The organism is Streptomyces sp. NPDC059166 (genome assembly GCF_042755185.1).
GTDB lineage: Bacteria > Actinomycetota > Actinomycetes > Streptomycetales > Streptomycetaceae > Streptomyces.
In genome coordinates this window covers 1-20,085 of record NZ_JBHZCI010000016.1, presented here as the reverse complement: position 1 = coordinate 20,085, position 20,085 = coordinate 1, and the positions used below count along the sequence as shown (strand labels likewise).

Genomic DNA, 20,085 nt, shown 5'->3' with positions numbered 1-20,085 from the left:
CGGGCTCAGTCCACGAGCGTGCTCTTCGGCCTGAGCACGCAGAACTCGTTGCCCTCGGGGTCGGCGAGCACCACCCAGGTGATGCCGGTGCCCTGTCCGACGTCCACCCGCCTCGCCCCGAGCGCCAGTACCCGCGCGACCTCGGCGGCCTGGTCGTCGGGGGCGAGATCGATGTGCAGACGGTTCTTGACCGACTTCCCCTCGGGCACCGGGAGGAAGCAGATACCGGGCCGGGCGGTCTCGTCGGCGCCGATGACGATCTCGTCCTCGTCCTCGAACAGCACCTTCCAGTCGAGCACCTCGCACCAGAAGCGGGCCAGGGACGGCAGGTCGTGGGCGTCGACGGCGATCTGATGGAAGCTCAGGGTCATGCGCCTCAGTGTGCTGAGGGTCCCCCCGGCCCGCAAGGGCAGGGGGGACCGGCCGCTCAGCCGCCCACGGTGAACCAGGTGGCGCGGGACTTCTTCCACTCCGCGTGGTCCAGGTCCTTCGCCTCGGTACCGTCGCCGTACAGGTCCGCGGCGCCGGCGTCCGTGACGACCTGGGCGCGCGTACCCGCCACCGTCAGGTCCGGTACGGAGACGACGGCCTCCCAGCCGCCCGGGTCGCTGGTGGGCAGCGTGGCCCGCTTCACCGGCGCGTGTCCGGCCACACCGTCCCAGCTGTAGAGGGCGTACGGGTCGGAGTTGTCGTCGGCCACCCAGGATCCGGCCACGATCAGGTACTGGTCGGCGGCGTTCTTGCGGATGTCCCGGATGGTCAGCCCGCCCAGGTCGAGTTCGATCGGCGTGCCGAAGACCGCCTTCGCCCCGCTGCCGGCGACCTTGTCGAAGTTGGTCACGGGCACGATCAGCGCCTTGCCGCCCGACTTCGGCGGGACGAGCGGCGCGCGGAAGCCGACGTACGCGGTGCTCGTCGAGCCCGGTGCGAACTCCAGGCCCTCCACGTTGAACCCGTCGATCTGCTTGGGCGCCTCGCCGTCCTCCGTGCCCTCGGCGAACCCGTAACGGTCGCCGTTGGCCTCGTCCCAGGCCACCAGGTCGTCACGGAGCTTCCTGTACGAGCCTCCGACGGTCAGCTGCGTGGAAGCTCCCGAGCCACTGACGGTCGTGGTGAAGACGGTGTTGCGGTCGGCCTTGTACTCGCCGTCCTTGTTGTTGCCGAGCGAGCCCGTCCAGTAGACGGTGTTCCCGACCCGGGCCGCCCCCTCGATGTCGATCTCCTTGCTCACACCGAGCTTCGAGGCGACGTCCCAGGTGCGCACGGGCGCGCCGGATGCCGAGAGGTCGTACAGGCGCAGGGTGTTGGACTCGTCGTCGGCCACCACCGCGTAGCCCCCGCCCACGTCGACGGCGGCGGAGGCGTCCGACGAACCGGTCAGGTAGCGGGTGTCCGCGGCGTTCTGCACGGCGGCGGACGCCGCGTAGTACAGCTTCTTGGTGGCGGTCTTGCCGCCGAGCCCGGTGACCTTGACGGTGAGGTCCGTGTACCCGCGGGCGCGCGCGGCCACGGAGAGGGTGCGCGTCGTCCCCGTGCCCGTGACGGTGACGTCGGAGGTGGCCGCGACGGAGGACTTCGAGCTGGCGGAGGCCGCCACCGTCAGGGCGGAGGCGTCGGCGCCGCTCTGCGCGATCGTCACCTTGACCACCGGGTCGCCCGTCGCGCCCACGGCGCCGGACAGGTAGGACGCCGACAGGGTGATCGTCGGGGTGCCGTAACTCGCCGCGTGGGCGGGCACGTTGCCGCCCAGCGCGGTCAGGGCGATGATCCCGGCCGCGGCGACGGCCGCCCGGCGGTTCTGGAGCGGAAGCTGATGCAGCACTGCGTGCCTCTCGTCGGCGTGATGTCGAGGAGCAGGCTCCGGTTCCTTCACCAACGAGAGGCGCACGGCGCGGGTACGGCACACGAACAACGCACGACGGCCCCCGGCTCGATGCCGGGGGCCGTCGTGGACGGGCTCGGTCAGACGTTGAAGCCGAGCGCACGGAGCTGCTCACGGCCGTCGTCGGTGATCTTGTCCGGGCCCCACGGCGGCATCCAGACCCAGTTGATCCGCAGCTCACTGACGATGCCGTCGGTGGCGGACTTCGCCTGGTCCTCGATGACGTCGGTCAGCGGGCAGGCCGCGGACGTCAGCGTCATGTCGAGCGTCGCGATGTTCGCGTCGTCGATGTGGATGCCGTAGATCAGGCCCAGGTTGACGACGTCGATCCCCAGCTCGGGGTCGACCACGTCGTACAGCGCCTCACGGACCTCCTCCTCGGAGGCCGGCTTGGTCGTGAGGCCCTCGTCGGATGTCACAGTGTTCTCGCTCATGCGGTCTTCCCTTCGGACAGCGCCTGCGCCGTCGCGTCCTTCCACGCCATCCAGCTCAGCAGCGCGCACTTGACCCGGGCCGGGTACTTGGAGACACCGGCGAACGCGACCGCGTCCTCCAGCACCTCCTCCATCGCGTCGTCCGGCTCCAGCTGACCCTTCGACTGCATCAGTTCCAGGAAGGACTCCTGGATCTTCCGCGCCTCGCCGAGCTGCTTGCCGACGAGCAGCTCGTTGAGGACGGAAGCGCTGGCCTGGCTGATGGAGCAGCCCTGGCCCTCGTAACTGACGTCGGCGACGGTCTCGCCGTCGTACTTCACGCGGAGCGTGATCTCGTCGCCGCACGTCGGGTTGACGTGGTGCACCTCGGCGTCGCCGTCCCGCAGGCCACGCCCATGGGGGTGCTTGTAGTGGTCCAGGATCACGTCCTGGTACATGGAATCAAGCTTCACCGGTCGACCCTCTGCCTCTACCCGAAAAAGTTCCGCACGTGTTCCAGCCCGTCCACCAGGGCGTCGACCTCGGCGGGCGTGGAGTACAGATAGAACGACGCTCGCGTCGTCGCAGGAATTCCGTACCTCAGGCAGACCGGTCGCGCGCAGTGGTGTCCGACCCGGACGGCGATGCCCTGCTCGTCGAGCACCTGGCCCACGTCGTGGGGGTGGATGTCGCCGAGCGTGAAGGAGATCGTCGCACCGCGGTCCTCGGCCGTCGCCGGACCGATGATCCTGAGATCGGGGACCTCCAGCAGACGCCTCACCGCGTACTCGGTGATGGCCTGCTCGTGGCGGTGGATGTTCTCCATGCCGATCGAGGTCAGGTAGTCCACGGCCGCGCCGAGGCCGACGGCCTGCGCGATCGGGGGCGTACCCGCCTCGAACTTGTGCGGAGCGGGGGCGTACGTGGACGAGTGCATCGACACCGTCTCGATCATCTCGCCGCCGCCGAGGAAGGGCGGGAGGTCCTCCAGGAGCTCCTGCCGTCCCCACAGCACGCCGATGCCCGTCGGGCCGACCATCTTGTGACCGGTGAAGGCCACGAAGTCGGCCTGCAGCGCCTGCACGTCCAGCACCATGTGCGGGGCGGCCTGCGAGGCGTCGATGCAGACCAGCGCCCCGACCTGCTGGGCACGCCGGACGATCGTCTCGACCGGGTTGTGGGTGCCCATGATGTTGGAGACCAGCGTGAAGGAGACGATCTTCGTCTTCTCCGTGATGATCTCGTCGATGTTCGACAGGTCGAGGCGGCCGTCGTCCGTGATGCCGAACCACTTCAGCTTCGCGCCGGTGCGCTGCGAGAGCAGCTGCCACGGGACGATGTTGGAGTGGTGCTCCATCTCGGTGGTGACGATCTCGGTGTCGCTGTCGACCCGGTAGGGCTCGTCCGCCCAGCCCAGCATGTTGGCGACGAGGTTGAGCGACTCCGAGGCGTTCTTGGTGAAGATCACCTCGTTGCGGCTGGGTGCGTTGATGAAGGCCGCGACCTTGTCACGGGCGCCTTCGTACAGCGCGGTGGCCTCCTCCGCGATGGTGTACACACCGCGGTGGACGTTGGCGTTGTGCCGCTCGTAGTACGCACTCAGCGCGTCGAGCACCTGGCGCGGCTTCTGCGACGTCGCCGCGCTGTCCAGGTACACGATCTTCTTGCCGTCGTGGACCGTGCGGTCCAGGATCGGGAAGTCCTTGCGGATCGCCTCGGTGTCGAGGAGGCCGGAGAGCCCCTGTCGGGCGTCAGTCACGCGACCGTACCTCCCGAGTTCGCTCCGCTCACGGGGCCACTCTTCACGTACGCCTCGTAGCCCTCGTTCTCCAGCTTGTCGGCCAGCTCGGCGCCGCCGGACTCGGCGATGCGGCCGTTGGCGAAGACGTGCACGAAGTCGGGCTTGATGTAGCGGAGGATCCGCGTGTAGTGCGTGATCAGCAGGGTGCCGACCTCGCCGCCCTCACGGACCCGGTTGACGCCCTCGGAGACGACGCGCAGGGCGTCGACGTCCAGGCCTGAGTCGGTCTCGTCGAGGATGGCGATCTTCGGCTTGAGCAGCTCGAGCTGGAGGATCTCGTGGCGCTTCTTCTCACCGCCGGAGAAGCCCTCGTTGACGTTGCGCTCGGCGAAGGCGGGGTCCATCTGGAGCTCGGCCATCGTCTCCTTGACCTCCTTGACCCACGTCCGCAGCTTGGGGGCCTCACCGCGGACGGCGGTGGCGGAGGTGCGCAGGAAGTTGGAGACCGAGACACCGGGGATCTCGACGGGGTACTGCATGGCGAGGAAGACGCCGGCGCGGGCGCGCTCGTCGACGGACATCTCCAGGACGTCCTCGCCGTCCAGGGTCACCGTGCCGCTCGTGATCGTGTACTTGGGGTGACCCGCGAGCGAGTAGGCGAGGGTGGACTTGCCGGACCCGTTGGGGCCCATGATGGCGTGCGTCTCGCCCTGCTTCACGGTCAGGTCGACGCCCTTGAGGATCTCCTTCGTGGCGTTGTCGGCCTCGACGGAGACGTGCAGGTCGCGGATTTCAAGCGTTGCCATGGGTGACTCAGGACTCCTGGGTGACGGAGACGAGCACATCGTCCCCTTCGATCTTTACGGGGTATACGGGGACGGGGCGCGTCGCGGGAAGACCGGACGGCTTGCCGGTGCGGAGGTCGAAGCTCGATCCGTGCAGCCAGCACTCGATCGCGCAGTCCTCCACCTCGCCCTCCGACAGCGAGACGTTCGCGTGCGAGCAGATGTCGTTGATCGCGAACACCTCGCCCTCGGTGCGGACGACGGACACCGGCGTGCCGTCGAGCTCCACCCTCTTGGGGGTGTCGTCCTCCAGCTCGCTCAGCGCACAGGCTTTGACGAAGGCCATGTCAGACCGACGCCTTCAGCTCGGCCTCGATCTTGTCGAGAAGCCGGGCCTCGACGTCGGGCAGGCCGATCTGCTGGACCAGCTCGGCGAAGAAGCCGCGCACGACGAGTCGGCGGGCCTCCTCGGCCGGGATACCGCGGGACTGCAGGTAGAACAGCTGCTCGTCGTCGAACCGGCCGGTCGCCGAGGCGTGGCCCGCGCCGACGATCTCACCGGTCTCGATCTCCAGGTTCGGCACGGAGTCGACCCGGGCACCGTCGGTGAGAACCAGGTTGCGGTTCATCTCGTAGGTGTCGGTGCCCTCGGCGGCGGCCTGGATGAGCACGTCCCCGATCCACACGGCGTGGGCGTCGTCGCCCTGGAGCGCACCCTTGTACACCGCGTTGGACTTGCAGTGCGGGGTGTTGTGGTCGACCAGGAGGCGGTGCTCCTGGTGCTGGCCCTTGTCGGTGAAGTACAGACCGAAGAGCTCCGCCTCGCCGCCGGGAGCCGCGTAGGAGACCCGGGGGTGCAGGCGGACGAGGTCGCCGCCGAAGGTGACGACGACGGACTTGAAGGAGGCGTCGCGGCCGACCAGCGCGTTGTGCTGGCCGACGTGGACGGCCGTGTCGTCCCAGTCCTGGACGGAGACCACGGTCAGCTTCGCGCCGTCACCCAGGACGTAGTCGACGTTGGCGGCGAGCACGGCGTCACCGGTGTGGTCGATGACGACGACGGCCTCGGCGAAGGCTCCCAGCTCGATGACCTGGTGGCCGTAGGCCACCCCGCCCTCGCCGTGCACGGCGATGCGGACCGGCTCGCTGAGCACGGCCTCCTTCGCGACCGTGATGACCGAGGCCTGCTGGAAGGACGAGTACGCCTGGGCGGCGACCCGGTCCACCGGCGTGCCGGCCTTGCCGAGCCGGGCGTCGTCGCGGCCGACGGTCTCGACCGTGACGCCGGACGGCGCCTCGACGACGACCTTGACGCCGTCACCGGTGGCGACCGCGGTGCCGTCGTGCAGGCCGCGCAGCCGCTCCAGCGGGGTGAACCGCCATTCCTCCTCGCGGCCGTGCGGGACGGGGAAGTCCGCGACGTCGAAGGACGGGGGCGCGCTCATGCGCGTGGCGACGGTGGACTCGGCCGCCACCGCGATGGAACCGGCGGTGGTGGAACCCACCGGGGAAGTCTGAGCCTCAGCCATGGCTGTCGTGGTGCTCGCTTTCTCAGTCAAGATCTCTTCGGGACGCGGTCGGCCGGCCTGCTAGCCGACCGAACCCTCCATCTGCAGCTCGATCAGCCGGTTGAGCTCCAGGGCGTACTCCATGGGCAGCTCCTTGGCGATCGGCTCGACGAAGCCGCGCACGATCATCGCCATGGCCTCGAACTCGGTCATGCCGCGGCTCATGAGGTAGAAGAGCTGGTCCTCGGAGACCTTGGAGACGGTCGCCTCGTGGCCCATCGACACGTCGTCCTCGCGGACGTCGACGTACGGGTAGGTGTCCGAACGGGAGATGGTGTCCACGAGCAGCGCGTCGCACAGCACGTTGGACTTGGCACCCGGCGCACCCTCGCCGATCTCGATGAGACCGCGGTAGGAGGTGCGGCCGCCGCCTCGCGCCACCGACTTGGAGACGATGTTGGAGGAGGTGTTGGGGGCCATGTGGACCATCTTGGCGCCGGCGTCCTGGTGCTGGCCCTCGCCCGCGAAGGCGATGGACAGGGTCTCGCCCTTGGCGTGCTCGCCCATCAGGTAGACGGCCGGGTACTTCATCGTGACCTTGGAGCCGATGTTGCCGTCGACCCACTCCATCGTCGCGCCCTCGTAGGCCACGGCGCGCTTGGTCACCAGGTTGTAGACGTTGTTCGACCAGTTCTGGATGGTCGTGTAGCGGCAGCGGCCGCCCTTCTTCACGATGATCTCGACGACCGCGGAGTGCAGCGAGTCGGACGAGTAGATCGGCGCGGTGCAGCCCTCGACGTAGTGGACGTAGGCGTCCTCGTCGACGATGATCAGCGTCCGCTCGAACTGGCCCATGTTCTCCGTGTTGATGCGGAAGTAGGCCTGGAGCGGGATCTCGACGTGCACGCCCTTCGGCACGTAGATGAAGGAGCCGCCGGACCACACGGCGGAGTTCAGCGAGGCGAACTTGTTGTCACCGACGGGGATGACGGTGCCGAAGTACTCCTTGAAGAGCTCCGGGTGCTCCTTGAGGGCGGTGTCGGTGTCCATGAAGATGACACCCTTCGACTCCAGCTCCTCGTTGATCTGGTGGTAGACCACCTCGGACTCGTACTGCGCGGCGACACCGGCGACCAGGCGCTGCTTCTCCGCCTCGGGGATGCCGAGCTTGTCGTACGTGTTCTTGATGTCCTCGGGCAGGTCCTCCCAGGACTCCGCCTGCTTCTCCGTGGACCGCACGAAGTACTTGATGTTGTCGAAGTCGATGCCCGACAGGTCCGAGCCCCAGTTCGGCATGGGCTTCTTGTCGAACAGCTTCAGGCCCTTGAGCCGGAGCTTCAGCATCCACTCGGGCTCGTTCTTCTTCTCCGAGATGTCGCGGACGACAGCTTCGGACAGGCCGCGCTTCGCCGCCGCGCCTGCCTCGTCGGAGTCGGCCCAGCCGAATTCGTACGTGCCCAGGCCCTCGAGCTCAGGGTGGGCAGTCTCCGTAGGGAGCGTCATGCGGGGTTCCTCCCGGCCGTACTTGCAGATGCTGATGGATCGGTCTGTCGGTTCTGTCGAGCCTGTGGTGCTGTGGGGCTGCTGCGCGGAACGTACGTCGTGCACACCCCGTCGCCGTGGGCGAGGGTGGCCAGACGCTGCACGTGGGTCCCGAGCAGGCTGGAGAAGAATTCCGTCTCCGCCTCGCACAGCTGCGGGAACTGTTCGGCGACGTGCGCGACCGGGCAGTGGTGCTGGCAGAGCTGCTCGCCCTGCTGCGGGCCCGGCGCGCTTCGCGCCGTAGCAGCGTACCCGTCGGCGGACAAGGCCTTGGCCAGCGCCTCGGTCCGCTCCTCGGGGGCGGCGGCCTCGACCGCGGCACGGTACGTCTCGGACTGGGCCGCCATCCTGGCGCGGGCGAAGGCGACGAGCGCCTCGTCCCCCGCCGTCTCGGCGATCCAGCGCAGGGCGTCGGCGGCGAGCTTGTCGTAGGACTGGTCGAAGGCGTCCCGGCCGCAGTCGGTGAGGGCGAAGACCTTCGCCGGGCGGCCGCGGGTCCGCGCGCCGTACACCCGCTGCTCGCGGGCCTCCACGACGTCGTCGGATACGAGGGCGTCCAGGTGCCTGCGCACGGCGGCCTGGGTGAGACCGACACGCTTGGCCAGGTCGGCGGCGGTGGACGGGCCGTGGTCCAGGATGGAGCGCGCGACCCGGTTGCGCGTCGAACGCTCACCGGTCGCGAGTTCCTCCTGGGGAGCCTCGCCAACGTATTTCACAACGCCATTGTTGCGTAATTCCTCCGGGCGTGACAAGCCGCCCCCGGAGCGGACACGGTGCCCTTCATCACTTAGGCAGACCTAAGTTGACCTGCGAAAACGCTCCGCCCGAGCGGGCCTGTGCAGGTGAGGGCCGTAGCGGCGGGACCCTGGGCCCACCCGGACCGGAGCGCTCCGAGGAGCCTGACGGGCCCGGCGCGCCGCGCCCCTCCAGGGGCCGGTCCGAGGGCCCGCCCGCGGTGCCACGCGCCTGCCTGGCGTCGTGGGGCAGCCCTTAGACTTGCCCGCCATGAGCAGCGAGCCCGTCGTGAAGGCCAGGGGCCTTGTCAAGCGGTACGGCACGAAGACCGCGGTCGACGGCCTCGACCTGGAGATCGCGGCAGGCACCGTGACCGCGGTACTCGGCCCCAACGGGGCCGGCAAGACGACCACGATCGAGACCTGTGAGGGCTACCGGAGGCCGGACGGCGGGACCGTACGCGTCCTGGGCCTCGACCCGGTCGCGGACGCCGCGGCGCTCCGCCCCCGTATCGGAGTGATGCTCCAGTCCGGCGGCGTCTACTCCGGCGCCCGGGCCGAGGAGATGCTGCGCCACGTGGCGAAGCTCCACGCCCACCCCCTCGACGTCGGCACGCTCGTCGACCGCCTCGGGCTCGGCGGCTGCGGCCGCACCACCTACCGCAGGCTCTCCGGCGGGCAGCAGCAGCGCCTCGCCCTGGCCATGGCCGTCGTCGGCCGGCCCGAGCTGGTCTTCCTGGACGAGCCGACGGCGGGCCTCGACCCGCAGGCGCGCCGCTCAACCTGGGACCTCATCCGGGAGCTCCGCTCCGACGGGGTGTCGGTGGTCCTCACCACGCACTTCATGGACGAGGCCGAGGAGCTCGCCGACGACGTCGCCATCATCGACGCCGGGCGGGTGCTGGCCCAGGGCAGTCCCGAGCAGCTGCGCCGGGGCGGCGCCGAGAACACCCTGCGCTTCACCGGCCGCCCCGGCCTCGACCTCGGCTCGCTGCTGAAGGCGCTGCCCGACGGCAGCGAGGCGCTGGAGCTCACCTCGGGCGCCTACCGGATCACCGGGCAGATCGACCCCGAGCTGCTCGCGACCGTCACCTCCTGGTGCGCCCAGCACGGTGTGATGCCGGACGGCATAGCGGTCGAGCGGCACACGCTCGAGGACGTCTTCCTGGAACTGACCGGCAAGGAGCTGCGCGCATGAGCGCCGGTACGTACACCCCCCGCCCGGGCGCGGCGCCGCTGCCGCGCATGATCGCGGCGCAGGCGGCGCTGGAGACCCGGATGCTGCTGCGCAACGGCGAGCAGCTGCTGCTGACGGTGGTCATCCCGACGCTGCTGCTCGTGCTGTTCAGCGCGGTCGACATCGTGGACACGGGCGCGGGCGAGCCCGTCGACTTCCTCGCTCCGGGCGTCCTCGCGCTGGCGGTGATGTCCACGGCCTTCACCGGCCAGGCCATCGCGACCGGCTTCGAGCGGCGCTACGGCGTGCTCAAGCGCCTCGGCGCCTCTCCCCTGCCCCGGTGGGGGCTGATGACCGCCAAGACGCTCTCCGTCCTGGTCACGGAGGTGCTCCAGGTCGTCCTGCTGACCGTGATCGCCTTCGCCCTGGGCTGGTCGCCCGAGGGCAGCCCCTTCGCCGTCCTGCTGCTCCTGGTCCTGGGGACCATGGCCTTCTCCGGTCTCGGGCTGCTGATGGCGGGGACTCTGAAGGCGGAGGCGACGCTGGCCGCGGCCAACCTGGTCTTCCTGCTGCTCCTGGTGGGCGGCGGGGTGATAGTGCCGCTGGACCGGTTCCCCGACGCGGCCGCTTCGGTCCTGGGGCTGCTGCCGATCGCGGCGCTCTCCGACGGGCTCAGGGACGTGCTCCAGCACGGCGCGTCCATGCCCTGGGGCGACGCGGCGGTACTGGCCGTCTGGGGGGTCCTGGGGCTGGGCGCCGCGGCACGGTTCTTCCGCTGGGAGTGACCGGGCAGGCCGGGAAGATGTCCAATCTCACCCGGTAATGACCGACCCCTCGTGAAAACTTGCACAAGCCGGTGCCTACGATGGGGCGCGTGGAAACCCCCCTCTCCTACATCGCCAAGCGCTGGACGCCGTCGATGAGGACAGCCAAGCGCGCCGCGCTCGCGGCGGTCGTGATGAGCGTCTTCATCATCGTCACCGGCGGCGCCGTCCGGCTGACCGGTTCCGGGCTGGGCTGCGACACCTGGCCCAAGTGCACCGACGACAGTCTCTTCGCCACCCCGGAACAGGGCCTGCACGGTGCCATCGAGTTCGGCAACCGGATGCTCACCTACGTGCTGTGCGCGGCCGTCGGATGGGCGATCATCGCGACCCGTTCGCTGAAGCCCCGGCGGCGGGGTCTGACCCGGCTGGCCTGGTCCCAGTTCTGGCTGGTGATGGGCAACGCCGTCATCGGCGGGATCACCGTCTGGGTGGGCCTCAACCCGTGGTCGGTGGCCGGGCACTTCCTGCTCGCCAACTGCCTGCTCACGGTGACCGTCCTCACCTGGGTCAGGATCGGCGAGGGCGACGCGGCCCCGCGCCCGCGCGCCCCGAAGCCGGTGCGCCGGCTGTCCTGGGCCGTCGTCGCCACCACGGTCGTGCTGATCGCGCTCGGCACCACGGTGACCGGTTCCGGCAAGCACGCCGGTGACAGCAGCGACGTGGCCCGGATGCCGTGGGACTGGACCGCCGCGGCCCACGTGCACGCGGTCGCCGCCTGGGTGGTCTGCGCCCTGGCCGTGGCGATGTGGTTCGCCCTGCGGGTCGTCGACGCCCCCGTGGACACCCGGGCGCGCGCCCGTGACCTGCTGGTCGTGCTGCTGATGCAGGGCGCCATCGGCTATGTGCAGTACTTCAACGACGTTCCGGAGATCCTGGTCGGCCTCCACATGCTCGGCTCGTCCCTGATGTGGATCGCGGTGCTGCGCCTGCTGCTGTCGATGCGCGAGCGTCCGGCGGCGGACAGCGCGGGCGCTGTGCCCGCTCCGGCGTCCGGGGAGCGCCCGGAGCCCGTGGCCGCGGGCTGACACCGGCCGGTACGTCCAGGAGCCTCCGGCTCCGGACCCTGAGGGGTCCGGAGCCGGAGGCTCCTGTCGTGTGCGGGACGGTTTCAGCCGTTGGACGGGCCGCCGACCTGGATGCCCGCCATCCGGGACCATTCGTACGGACCGGTGCGGACCTTGGCGGCGAAGTCACCGTCGAAGTCCTCGTGGACCGTGATGCCCGCCTTCTGCGCGGCCTTCTCGGCGACGGCGTAGGAGGGGGCGACCAGGTCGCCCCAGCCGCCGTCCTCGCCGACCAGCACGATCCGGGTGCCCATCTGGCCGAGGTGGGCGAGCTGCCCCTCGGCGCCACCGTGCGCCGTGGCGAAGGCATTGATCTGCTTGGCGAGCTTGGCCGCCCTGCGCTCCGCGCGGGCCGCCTGCTTGCTGTCGTCCGTCTGCTGGGTCTGAGGCTCTGCCGTCTCTGCCATGGACAGGATGCTACCGACGGGTAGAGGGAACGGCGACGGGCGGGGTCCGTGGCATCGGCCACGTCCCCCGCCCGGCGGCGGAGCTTCGGTACGTGCGGGGGCTACCTCAGGAAGGGGTCCACCGCGACGGCGACGAAGAGGAGTGAGACATAGGTGATGGACCAGTGGAACAGCCGCATCTCCTTGAGCTTGGCACCGGTCACACCGGACTTCGCCCGGTTCTGCAGGCCGTGCGCCTCCCAGAGCCAGAAGCCGCCGGTGATCAGCGCCACCAGGGTGTAGAACCAGCCGGTGTAGCCCAGCGGGGTCAGCAGCAGCGACACCGCGACCATCACCCAGCTGTAGATGACGATCTGCCGGGCCACGACCTTGTTGGAGGCGATGACCGGGAGCATCGGGACGCCGACCCGGGCGTAGTCGTCCTTGACCTTCATCGACAGCGGCCAGTAGTGCGGCGGCGTCCAGAAGAAGATGACGGCGAAGAGGACGACGGCGGCCCAGGACATCGAATCGGTCACCGCGGACCATCCGATGAGTACGGGCATGCAGCCGGCGATTCCGCCCCAGACGATGTTCTGCGAGGTACGGCGCTTGAGCAGCATCGTGTACACGACGACATAGAACAGAAGTGCGCCCAGGGCGAGCGCCGCGGACAGCCAGTTGACGAGCAGTCCGAACCAGACCGTGGAAATCACCCCGAGGGCAATTCCGAAGGCGAGGCACTCCCGCGGGCTCACCATGCCCGTGACCAGCGGACGCTGCGACGTACGGTCCATCAGCGCGTCGATGTCGCGGTCGATATACATGTTGAGCGCATTGGCACCGCCCGCGGAGAGATATCCGCCGATGGTGGTGGTCACCACGAGCCAAAGATCGGGCACTCCCTGAGCCGCCAGGAACATCACCGGAACGGTGGTGATCAGCAGCAGCTCGATGATGCGCGGCTTGGTAAGAGCCACGAATGCCTTGATGCGGGCCCCGAACGGGCGCTGGCCCACTGGGCTCGGAGTCAAGGCGACCCCTGCGGGTCGGGACTCGACGGCCGTCACGCACACCCCTGACAGAGAAATCCCAGCAAGCTCCAGGCATGAAAGCCCGGTGAAGACTTGCGCGAACCAGACCACTGTAGACGTTGCGCATACGCCCCTCTTCGCGGGGGTGGGGTCGTGTTGGGGTGGCGCAGAAGTGAACGGCGGCGCTCATACGGGAGGCGAACTCCGCAGGTCGCCCGCACTGTGGAAAGGGCAGAAGTACGGCCTTCCGGCGGGGGTAGGCTCGACAATGCCCGGTGCGGTCACAGTCACCGGTTTACGAACAGTGGAGAGGAGCCCTGACTCAGGGTGAGCACCAAGCCGACCACCACAGACCTCCAGTGGACCGAATTGGACCAGCGGGCCGTGGACACCGTCCGTGTCCTCGCCGCGGACGCCGTACAGAAAGTCGGAAACGGCCACCCGGGCACGGCGATGAGCCTCGCTCCTGCCGCGTACACCCTCTTCCAGAAGGTGATGCGTCACGACCCGGCGGACGCCGACTGGACCGGACGCGACCGGTTCGTGCTGTCCGCGGGCCACTCCAGCCTGACGCTCTACATCCAGCTCTACCTCGCCGGGTACGGCCTGGAGCTGGACGACCTCAAGGCCTTCCGCACCTGGGGCTCCAGGACTCCGGGGCACCCGGAGTACGGCCACACCACGGGCGTCGAGACGACGACCGGCCCGCTGGGCCAGGGCGTCGCCAACGCGGTGGGCATGGCGATGGCGGCCCGCTACGAGCGCGGCCTCTTCGACCCGCAGGCCCCGGCCGGCACCTCCCCCTTCGACCACACCGTCTGGGTCATCGCCGGTGACGGCTGCCTCCAGGAGGGCATCTCGGCCGAGGCGTCCTCGCTGGCCGGCCACCAGAAGCTCGGCAACCTGGTGATGCTGTGGGACGACAACCACATCTCCATCGAGGGCGACACCGAGACCGCCGTCTCCGAGGACACCCTGAAGCGGTACGAGTCCTACGGCTGGCACGTCCAGCGCGTGGACCAGCTGCCCAGCGGCGACCTGGACCCCGAGGGCCTCTACCGCGCGCTGCAGGCCGCCAAGGCCGAGACGGAGCGCCCGTCCTTCATCGCGGCGCGCTCGATCATCGCCTGGCCCGCCCCGAACGCCCAGAACACCGAGGCGGCGCACGGCTCGGCCCTCGGCGACGACGAGATCGCCGCCACCAAGCGGGTCCTCGGCTTCGACCCGGAGAAGACCTTCGAGGTCTCCGACGAGGTCATCGCGCACACCCGCGAGGCGCTGGACCGCGGCCGTGAGGCCAAGGCCGAGTGGGAGAAGTCCTTCGCCGCCTGGCGCACCGCCAACCCGGAGCGCGCCGCGGACTTCGACCGCATCGCCGCGGGCGAGCTGCCGGCCGGCTGGGAGGACGAGCTCCCGGTCTTCGAGGCGGGCCACGGTGTCGCCACGCGCGCTGCGTCCGGCAAGGTGCTGCAGGCGCTCGGCGGTGTCATCCCCGAGCTGTGGGGCGGTTCCGCCGACCTTGCCGGCTCGAACAACACCACGATCGACAAGACCTCGTCGTTCCTCCCGGTGGGCAACCCGCTGCCGGAGGCCGACCCGTACGGCCGGACGATCCACTTCGGCATCCGCGAGCACTCCATGGCCGCGGCCATGAACGGCATCGCGCTGCACGGCAACACCCGCGTCTACGGCGGCACCTTCCTGGTGTTCTCCGACTACATGCGCAACGCCGTGCGCCTGTCCGCGCTGATGCACCTGCCGGTGACGTACGTGTGGACGCACGACTCGATCGGCCTCGGCGAGGACGGCCCGACCCACCAGCCGGTGGAGCACCTGGCCTCGCTGCGTGCCATCCCGGGCCTCAACGTCGTCCGGCCCGCCGACGCCAACGAGACGGTCATCGCCTGGCGCGAGATCCTCAGGCGCGGCAAGAAGGACTTCGGCACGAGCGCCCCGCACGGTCTGGCGCTCTCCCGCCAGGGCCTGCCCACCTACGCGGCGAACGAGAACACGGCCAGGGGCGGTTACGTCCTCCTCGACGCCGAGGGCGGCGAGACCCAGGCGGTTCTGATCGCCACCGGGTCCGAGGTCCAGCTGGCCGTCGAGGCCCGCGACGAGCTCCAGGCGGTCGGCGTGCCGACCCGCGTGGTCTCGATGCCGTGCGTCGAGTGGTTCGAGGAGCAGGACCAGGCGTACAAGGACAGCGTGATCCCGCCGTCCGTGAAGGCCCGGGTCGCCGTCGAGGCGGGCATCGGCCTGACCTGGCACCGGTACGTGGGCGACGCCGGCCGGATCGTCTCGCTGGAGCACTTCGGTGCGTCGGCCGACGCCAAGGTCCTCTTCCGCGAGTTCGGTTTCACCGCCGAGCGCGTGGTGGAAGCCGCCCGGGAATCTCTCGCCGCCGCCGCGCGCTGACGCGGACATACGACTAGTAGGAGATGCATTTCTCATGACAGACGCACTCAAGCGCCTCTCCGACGAGGGCGTGGCGATCTGGCTCGACGACCTGTCCCGCACACGGATCACCTCCGGCAACCTGGCCGAGCTGATCGACCAGAGCCACGTCGTGGGTGTCACGACCAACCCGTCGATCTTCCAGAAGGCGATCTCCCAGGGCCACGGTTACGACCAGCAGCTCACGGACCTCGCCACCCGCAAGGTCACGGTCGACGAGGCGATCCGCATGATCACGACGGCGGACGTCCGCGACGCCGCCGACATCCTGCGCCCCGTCTTCGACGCCACCGACGGCCAGGACGGCCGGGTCTCCATCGAGGTCGACCCCCGTCTGGCCCACAACACCGAGGCCACGATCGCCGAGGCGAAGCAGCTGGCGTGGCTGGTGGACCGGCCGAACACCCTGATCAAGATCCCGGCGACCAAGGCCGGCCTGCCGGCGATCACCGAGGTCATCGGCAAGGGCATCAGCGTCAACGTCACGCTGATCTTCTCGCTGGAGCGCTACCGCGCGGTCATGGACGCCTACCTGGCGGGCCTGGAGAAGGCGAAGGCCGCGGGCCTGGACCTGTCCAAGATCCACTCCGTGGCGTCCTTCTTCGTGTCCCGTGTGGACACCGAGATCGACAAGCGCCTGGACGCGATCGGAAGCGACGAGGCGAAGGCCGCGAAGGGCAAGTCCGCCCTCGCCAACGCCCGTCTGGCCTACGAGGCCTACGAAGAGGTCTTCGCGGGCGAGCGCTGGGCCGCGCTGGACAAGGCGCAGGCCAACAAGCAGCGGCCGCTGTGGGCCTCCACCGGCGTGAAGGACCCGTCCCTCAAGGACACCCTGTACGTCGACGAGCTGGTCGCCCCCAACACGGTCAACACCATGCCGGAGGCGACATTGGACGCCGTGGCCGACCATGGTGAGATCACCGGCAACACCGTTGCCGGCGGTTACGACCAGGCGCGTGCCGACCTCGACGCCGTGAAGAAGCTCGGGGTCAGCTACGACGACGTCGTCCAGCTGCTGGAGGACGAGGGTGTCGAGAAGTTCGAGGCCTCCTGGATCGACCTGCTCAACTCGACCGAGGCCGAGCTCAAGCGCCTCGCTCCTTCGGAGGGCTGACCACCTTGTCTGGTGTTCCCGGAGCCAACCCGCTCCGTGACGCCCAGGACCGACGGCTCCCGCGTATCGCGGGGCCGTCGGGCCTGGTGATCTTTGGCGTCACGGGCGATTTGTCCCGTAAAAAGCTGATGCCCGCCGTCTATGACCTGGCCAATCGCGGCCTGCTTCCGCCGGGCTTCTCGCTCATCGGTTTCGCGCGCCGCGACTGGGAGGACGAGGACTTCGCCCAGGTCGTCCACGACGCGGTCAAAGAACACTCCCGTACCCCCTTCCGCGAAGAGGTCTGGCAGCAGCTCAGCCAGGGCATGCGCTTCGTCCAGGGCAACTTCGACGACGACGTCGCGTTCGAGACCCTCAGGGCCACGATCGAGGAGCTCGACAAGGCCCAGGGCACGGGCGGCAACTTCGCCTTCTACCTCTCGGTGCCGCCGAAGTTCTTCCCCAAGGTCGTCCAGCAGCTCAAGAAGCACGGGCTGGCCGACCAGAAGGAGGGCAGCTGGCGGCGGGCCGTCATCGAGAAGCCGTTCGGCCACGACCTGGAGAGCGCGCAGGAGCTGAACCAGCTCGTGCACGACGTCTTCCCGCCGAACGAGGTCTTCCGGATCGACCACTACCTCGGCAAGGAGACGGTCCAGAACATCCTGGCGCTGCGCTTCGCCAACACGATGTGGGAGCCGATCTGGAACAGGTCGTACGTCGACCACGTCCAGATCACGATGGCCGAGGACATCGGCATCGGCGGCCGGGCCGGCTACTACGACGGCATCGGCGCCGCCCGCGACGTCATCCAGAACCACCTGCTCCAGCTGCTCGCGCTCACGGCGATGGAGGAGCCCGGCTCCTTCCACCCGAAGGCGCTGGTCGCCGAGAAGCTGAAGGTGCTGACGGCCGTGGAGCTGCCCGAGGACCTGGGCAAGCACACGGTGCGCGGCCAGTACGCGCACGCCTGGCAGGGCGGCGAGGAGGCGCTCGGCTATCTGGAGGAGGACGGTATCGACCCCAAGTCGAAGACCGACACCTTCGCCGCGATCAAGCTGACGATCAACAACCGCCGCTGGGCGGGTGTGCCGTTCTACCTCCGTACCGGCAAGCGCCTCGGCCGCCGGGTCACGGAGATCGCGGTCGTCTTCAAGCGCGCCCCCTACCTCCCCTTCGAGTCCGGTGCCACGGAGGAGCTCGGCGGCAACGCCCTGGTCATCCGGGTGCAGCCGGACGAGGGGGTCACGGTCCGGTTCGGCTCCAAGGTGCCCGGCACCTCCATGGAGGTCCGGGACGTCACGATGGACTTCGCCTACGGCGAGTCCTTCACGGAGTCCAGCCCGGAGGCGTACGAGCGGCTCATCCTCGACGTGCTGCTCGGCGACGCCAACCTCTTCCCGCGCCACCAGGAGGTCGAGCTCTCCTGGAACATCCTCGACCCGATCGAGGAGTACTGGGACAAGCACGGCAAGCCCGCCCAGTACGAGGCCGGCACGTGGGGGCCGGCCGAGGCCGACGAGATGCTCGCACGCGACGGACGGAGCTGGCGCCGGCCATGAAGATCGATCTCACGGAAACCACGTCCAGCAAGATCAACCAGGCCCTCGTCGCGGCCCGCCGGGACATCGGCTCCCCCGCCGTCGGCATGGTGCTCACCCTGGTCATCGTCACGGACGAGGAGAACGCGTACGACGCCCTCAAGGCGGCGAACGACTCCTCACGCGAGCACCCCTCGCGGATCATCGTGGTGATCAAGAGGGTCAGCCGCTCTCCGCGGGCCCGCCGTGACGCGCGGCTCGACGCCGAGATCCGGGTCGGTTCCGACGCGGGCTCGGGCGAGACCGTGGTGCTGCGTCTGCACGGCGAGCTCGCCAACCACGCCCAGTCGGTCGTGCTGCCGCTGCTGCTGCCGGACGCCCCGGTCGTGGTGTGGTGGCCCGAGGACGCCCCGGCGGACCCTGCCAAGGACCCGCTGGGCGCACTCGCCCAGCGCCGTATCACCGACACCTACTCCGCCGAGCACCCGCTCGACGAGCTGTCGGTGCGCGCGGCGACCTACCGGCCGGGCGACACCGACCTGGCGTGGACGCGCATCACACCGTGGCGCTCGATGCTGGCGGCTGCGCTCGACCAGCAGCCCGCGCAGGTCGTCTCGGCGACGGTCGAGGGTGAGTCCGACAACCCGAGCTGCGAGCTGCTGGCCATGTGGCTCGCGGACCGGCTCGGTGTGCCGGTGGAGCGCACGCTCTCCGGCGGTCCCGGCCTGACGGCCGTGCGCATGGAGACCAAGAACGGCCCGATCGTCCTGGACCGGCCCGACGGTTCGCTGGCGACGCTGTGCATGGCCGGTCAGCCGGACCGCGCGGTGGCGCTGAAGCGGCGGGAGACCGCCGAACTCCTCGCCGAGGAGCTGCGGCGTCTGGACCCGGACAACATCTACGAGGCCACGGTGAAGTTCGGCGTGGAGCGCCTCGGCGGTCCCACCGAGGCGTCGTCCGTCGGTTCGGGGCAGAAGCGGGCGGAGCCCGCGGGTGCCGCGGCACCCGCGGCGAAGAAGACGGCGGCCAAGAAGGCGGCGTCGAAGTGAGCGCACCGCAGCTCGTCGTGCACCGCGACAAGGAGCTGATGGCCCAGGCGGCGGCCGCCCGGCTCATCACGAAGATCGTGGACGCCCAGGCGGCCCGGGGCTTCGCCTCGGTGGTCCTCACGGGCGGGCGCAACGGCAACGGCCTGCTGGCCGCGCTCGCCGGTTCGCCCGCGCGGGACGCCGTCGACTGGTCGCGGCTCGACCTGTGGTGGGGCGACGAGCGCTTCCTCCCCGAGGGCGACCCGGAGCGCAATGTCACGCAGGCCCGTGAGGCCCTGCTGGACAAGGTGGGCCTGGACCCGGCCCGGGTCCACGCGATGCCCGCCTCGGACGGGCCGTACGGCGGCGACGCCGACGCGGCGGCCGCGGGGTACGCCGAGGAGCTGGCCGCCGCCTCGGGGCCGGAGGACCACGGGTCCGTGCCGGCGTTCGACGTGCTGATGCTGGGCGTCGGCCCGGACACCCATGTCGCGTCGCTCTTCCCCGAGCTGCCGGCGGTGCGGGAGACCGAGCGCACCGTCGTCGGTGTGCACGGCGCGCCGAAGCCGCCGCCCACCCGGGTCTCGCTGACGCTGCCGGCCATCCGCGCGGCGCGTGAGGTGTGGCTGCTGGCGGCTGGTGAGGACAAGGCGGAGGCGGCGGAGATCGCGCTGTCGGGCGCCGGTGAGATCCAGGCGCCGGCGGCGGGTGCCTACGGCCGCGGCCGCACGCTGTGGCTGCTGGACGCCGCGGCGGCGTCGAAGCTGCCGCGCGCCCTGTACCCGCCGGCTTCGGCCTGACCGGAGTCGTGACGAGGCCCGGACCGCTCCCCCGCGCCCGGCCGGCCCCGGGTGAATTAAACAAAAACCAACCCCCCCG

20 protein-coding genes are annotated in these 20,085 nt (G+C 69.8%); 8 read left to right on the top strand and 12 right to left on the bottom strand.

Annotated elements, in window-relative coordinates; translation table 11 throughout:
• Nucleotides 1–5 precede the first annotated feature (5 nt).
• The 10 genes from ACFXOA_RS14310 to ACFXOA_RS14265 form a co-directional block, all read right to left on the bottom strand.
• Nucleotides 6–371: a VOC family protein gene (locus ACFXOA_RS14310; RefSeq protein WP_385026795.1), complete on the bottom strand. Its 366-nt coding sequence runs from the start codon at nt 369–371 to the stop codon at nt 6–8.
• A gap of 56 nt (nt 372–427) precedes the next feature.
• A complete protein-coding gene (locus ACFXOA_RS14305; RefSeq protein WP_385026792.1) occupies nt 428–1,822 on the bottom strand; it encodes a hypothetical protein in 1,395 nt (464 codons plus the stop codon).
• Between the two features lie 140 nt (nt 1,823–1,962).
• Complete coding sequence (locus ACFXOA_RS14300; protein ID WP_385026789.1) at nt 1,963–2,316, bottom strand: metal-sulfur cluster assembly factor; 354 nt, start codon at nt 2,314–2,316, stop codon at nt 1,963–1,965.
• Nucleotides 2,313–2,768, bottom strand: a complete 456-nt coding sequence (gene sufU, locus ACFXOA_RS14295) for a Fe-S cluster assembly sulfur transfer protein SufU (protein ID WP_385026786.1) — start codon at nt 2,766–2,768, stop codon at nt 2,313–2,315. The genes ACFXOA_RS14300 and sufU overlap by 4 nt, the downstream gene beginning before the upstream one ends.
• A 17-nt stretch (nt 2,769–2,785) precedes the next feature.
• A complete protein-coding gene (locus tag ACFXOA_RS14290) occupies nt 2,786–4,054 on the bottom strand; it encodes a cysteine desulfurase (protein ID WP_385026783.1) in 1,269 nt (422 codons plus the stop codon).
• The gene (gene sufC, locus ACFXOA_RS14285; RefSeq protein WP_385026780.1) at nt 4,051–4,842 is read right to left on the bottom strand and encodes a Fe-S cluster assembly ATPase SufC; all 792 of its coding nucleotides are present in this window, start codon (nt 4,840–4,842) and stop codon (nt 4,051–4,053) included. Before sufC ends, ACFXOA_RS14290 begins: the two co-directional genes overlap by 4 nt.
• A gap of 7 nt (nt 4,843–4,849) precedes the next feature.
• Nucleotides 4,850–5,167, bottom strand: a complete 318-nt coding sequence (locus tag ACFXOA_RS14280) for a bifunctional 3-phenylpropionate/cinnamic acid dioxygenase ferredoxin subunit (RefSeq protein WP_014156911.1) — start codon at nt 5,165–5,167, stop codon at nt 4,850–4,852.
• Nucleotide 5,168: 1 nt separating this feature from the next.
• The gene (sufD, locus tag ACFXOA_RS14275) at nt 5,169–6,350 is read right to left on the bottom strand and encodes a Fe-S cluster assembly protein SufD (RefSeq protein ID WP_385026777.1); all 1,182 of its coding nucleotides are present in this window, start codon (nt 6,348–6,350) and stop codon (nt 5,169–5,171) included.
• A gap of 60 nt (nt 6,351–6,410) precedes the next feature.
• On the bottom strand, nt 6,411–7,832 hold the full coding sequence (gene sufB, locus ACFXOA_RS14270; protein ID WP_385026774.1) for a Fe-S cluster assembly protein SufB: 1,422 nt from the start codon (nt 7,830–7,832) through the stop codon (nt 6,411–6,413).
• On the bottom strand, nt 7,829–8,587 hold the full coding sequence (locus ACFXOA_RS14265) for a helix-turn-helix transcriptional regulator (RefSeq protein WP_385026771.1): 759 nt from the start codon (nt 8,585–8,587) through the stop codon (nt 7,829–7,831). The genes sufB and ACFXOA_RS14265 overlap by 4 nt, the downstream gene beginning before the upstream one ends.
• Before the next feature lie 289 nt (nt 8,588–8,876).
• Here ACFXOA_RS14265 and ACFXOA_RS14260 point away from each other — a divergent pair, with 289 nt between their 5' ends.
• The 3 genes from ACFXOA_RS14260 to ACFXOA_RS14250 all read left to right on the top strand — a co-directional run bounded on the left by ACFXOA_RS14260 (nt 8,877) and on the right by ACFXOA_RS14250 (nt 11,634).
• Entirely contained in the window at nt 8,877–9,803 is a 927-nt protein-coding gene (locus ACFXOA_RS14260; protein ID WP_385026768.1) for an ABC transporter ATP-binding protein, read from the top strand.
• Nucleotides 9,800–10,567: an ABC transporter permease gene (locus ACFXOA_RS14255; RefSeq protein WP_385026765.1), complete on the top strand. Its 768-nt coding sequence runs from the start codon at nt 9,800–9,802 to the stop codon at nt 10,565–10,567. The genes ACFXOA_RS14260 and ACFXOA_RS14255 overlap by 4 nt, the downstream gene beginning before the upstream one ends.
• Nucleotides 10,568–10,647: 80 nt before the next feature.
• Nucleotides 10,648–11,634, top strand: a complete 987-nt coding sequence (locus ACFXOA_RS14250; RefSeq protein ID WP_385026762.1) for a heme A synthase — start codon at nt 10,648–10,650, stop codon at nt 11,632–11,634.
• An 83-nt stretch (nt 11,635–11,717) separates the two neighbouring features.
• Here ACFXOA_RS14250 and ACFXOA_RS14245 read toward each other — a convergent pair whose 3' ends face one another.
• Complete coding sequence (locus ACFXOA_RS14245) at nt 11,718–12,080, bottom strand: hypothetical protein (protein WP_385026759.1); 363 nt, start codon at nt 12,078–12,080, stop codon at nt 11,718–11,720.
• A gap of 101 nt (nt 12,081–12,181) precedes the next feature.
• Nucleotides 12,182–13,135 carry a heme o synthase gene (locus tag ACFXOA_RS14240; RefSeq protein ID WP_385026756.1) on the bottom strand — a complete coding sequence of 318 codons (954 nt, stop codon included), beginning with the start codon at nt 13,133–13,135 and terminating at the stop codon, nt 12,182–12,184.
• Nucleotides 13,136–13,420: 285 nt separating this feature from the next.
• Between ACFXOA_RS14240 and tkt the strand changes: the two genes are divergently transcribed.
• The 5 genes from tkt to pgl are packed head-to-tail and all read left to right on the top strand — an operon-like array spanning nt 13,421 to nt 20,006.
• Nucleotides 13,421–15,508, top strand: coding sequence for a transketolase (tkt, locus tag ACFXOA_RS14235; RefSeq protein WP_385026753.1), 2,088 nt, complete (start codon nt 13,421–13,423; stop codon nt 15,506–15,508).
• A 34-nt stretch (nt 15,509–15,542) separates the two neighbouring features.
• Nucleotides 15,543–16,661 carry a transaldolase gene (tal, locus tag ACFXOA_RS14230; RefSeq protein WP_385026751.1) on the top strand — a complete coding sequence of 373 codons (1,119 nt, stop codon included), beginning with the start codon at nt 15,543–15,545 and terminating at the stop codon, nt 16,659–16,661.
• Between the two features lie 5 nt (nt 16,662–16,666).
• Nucleotides 16,667–18,199, top strand: coding sequence for a glucose-6-phosphate dehydrogenase (gene zwf, locus ACFXOA_RS14225; RefSeq protein WP_362542840.1), 1,533 nt, complete (start codon nt 16,667–16,669; stop codon nt 18,197–18,199).
• The gene (gene opcA / locus ACFXOA_RS14220) at nt 18,196–19,227 is read left to right on the top strand and encodes a glucose-6-phosphate dehydrogenase assembly protein OpcA (RefSeq protein WP_385026748.1); all 1,032 of its coding nucleotides are present in this window, start codon (nt 18,196–18,198) and stop codon (nt 19,225–19,227) included. The genes zwf and opcA overlap by 4 nt, the downstream gene beginning before the upstream one ends.
• Nucleotides 19,224–20,006: a 6-phosphogluconolactonase gene (gene pgl, locus ACFXOA_RS14215; protein ID WP_385026745.1), complete on the top strand. Its 783-nt coding sequence runs from the start codon at nt 19,224–19,226 to the stop codon at nt 20,004–20,006. Before opcA ends, pgl begins: the two co-directional genes overlap by 4 nt.
• The last annotated feature ends 79 nt before the right edge of the window (nt 20,007–20,085 follow it).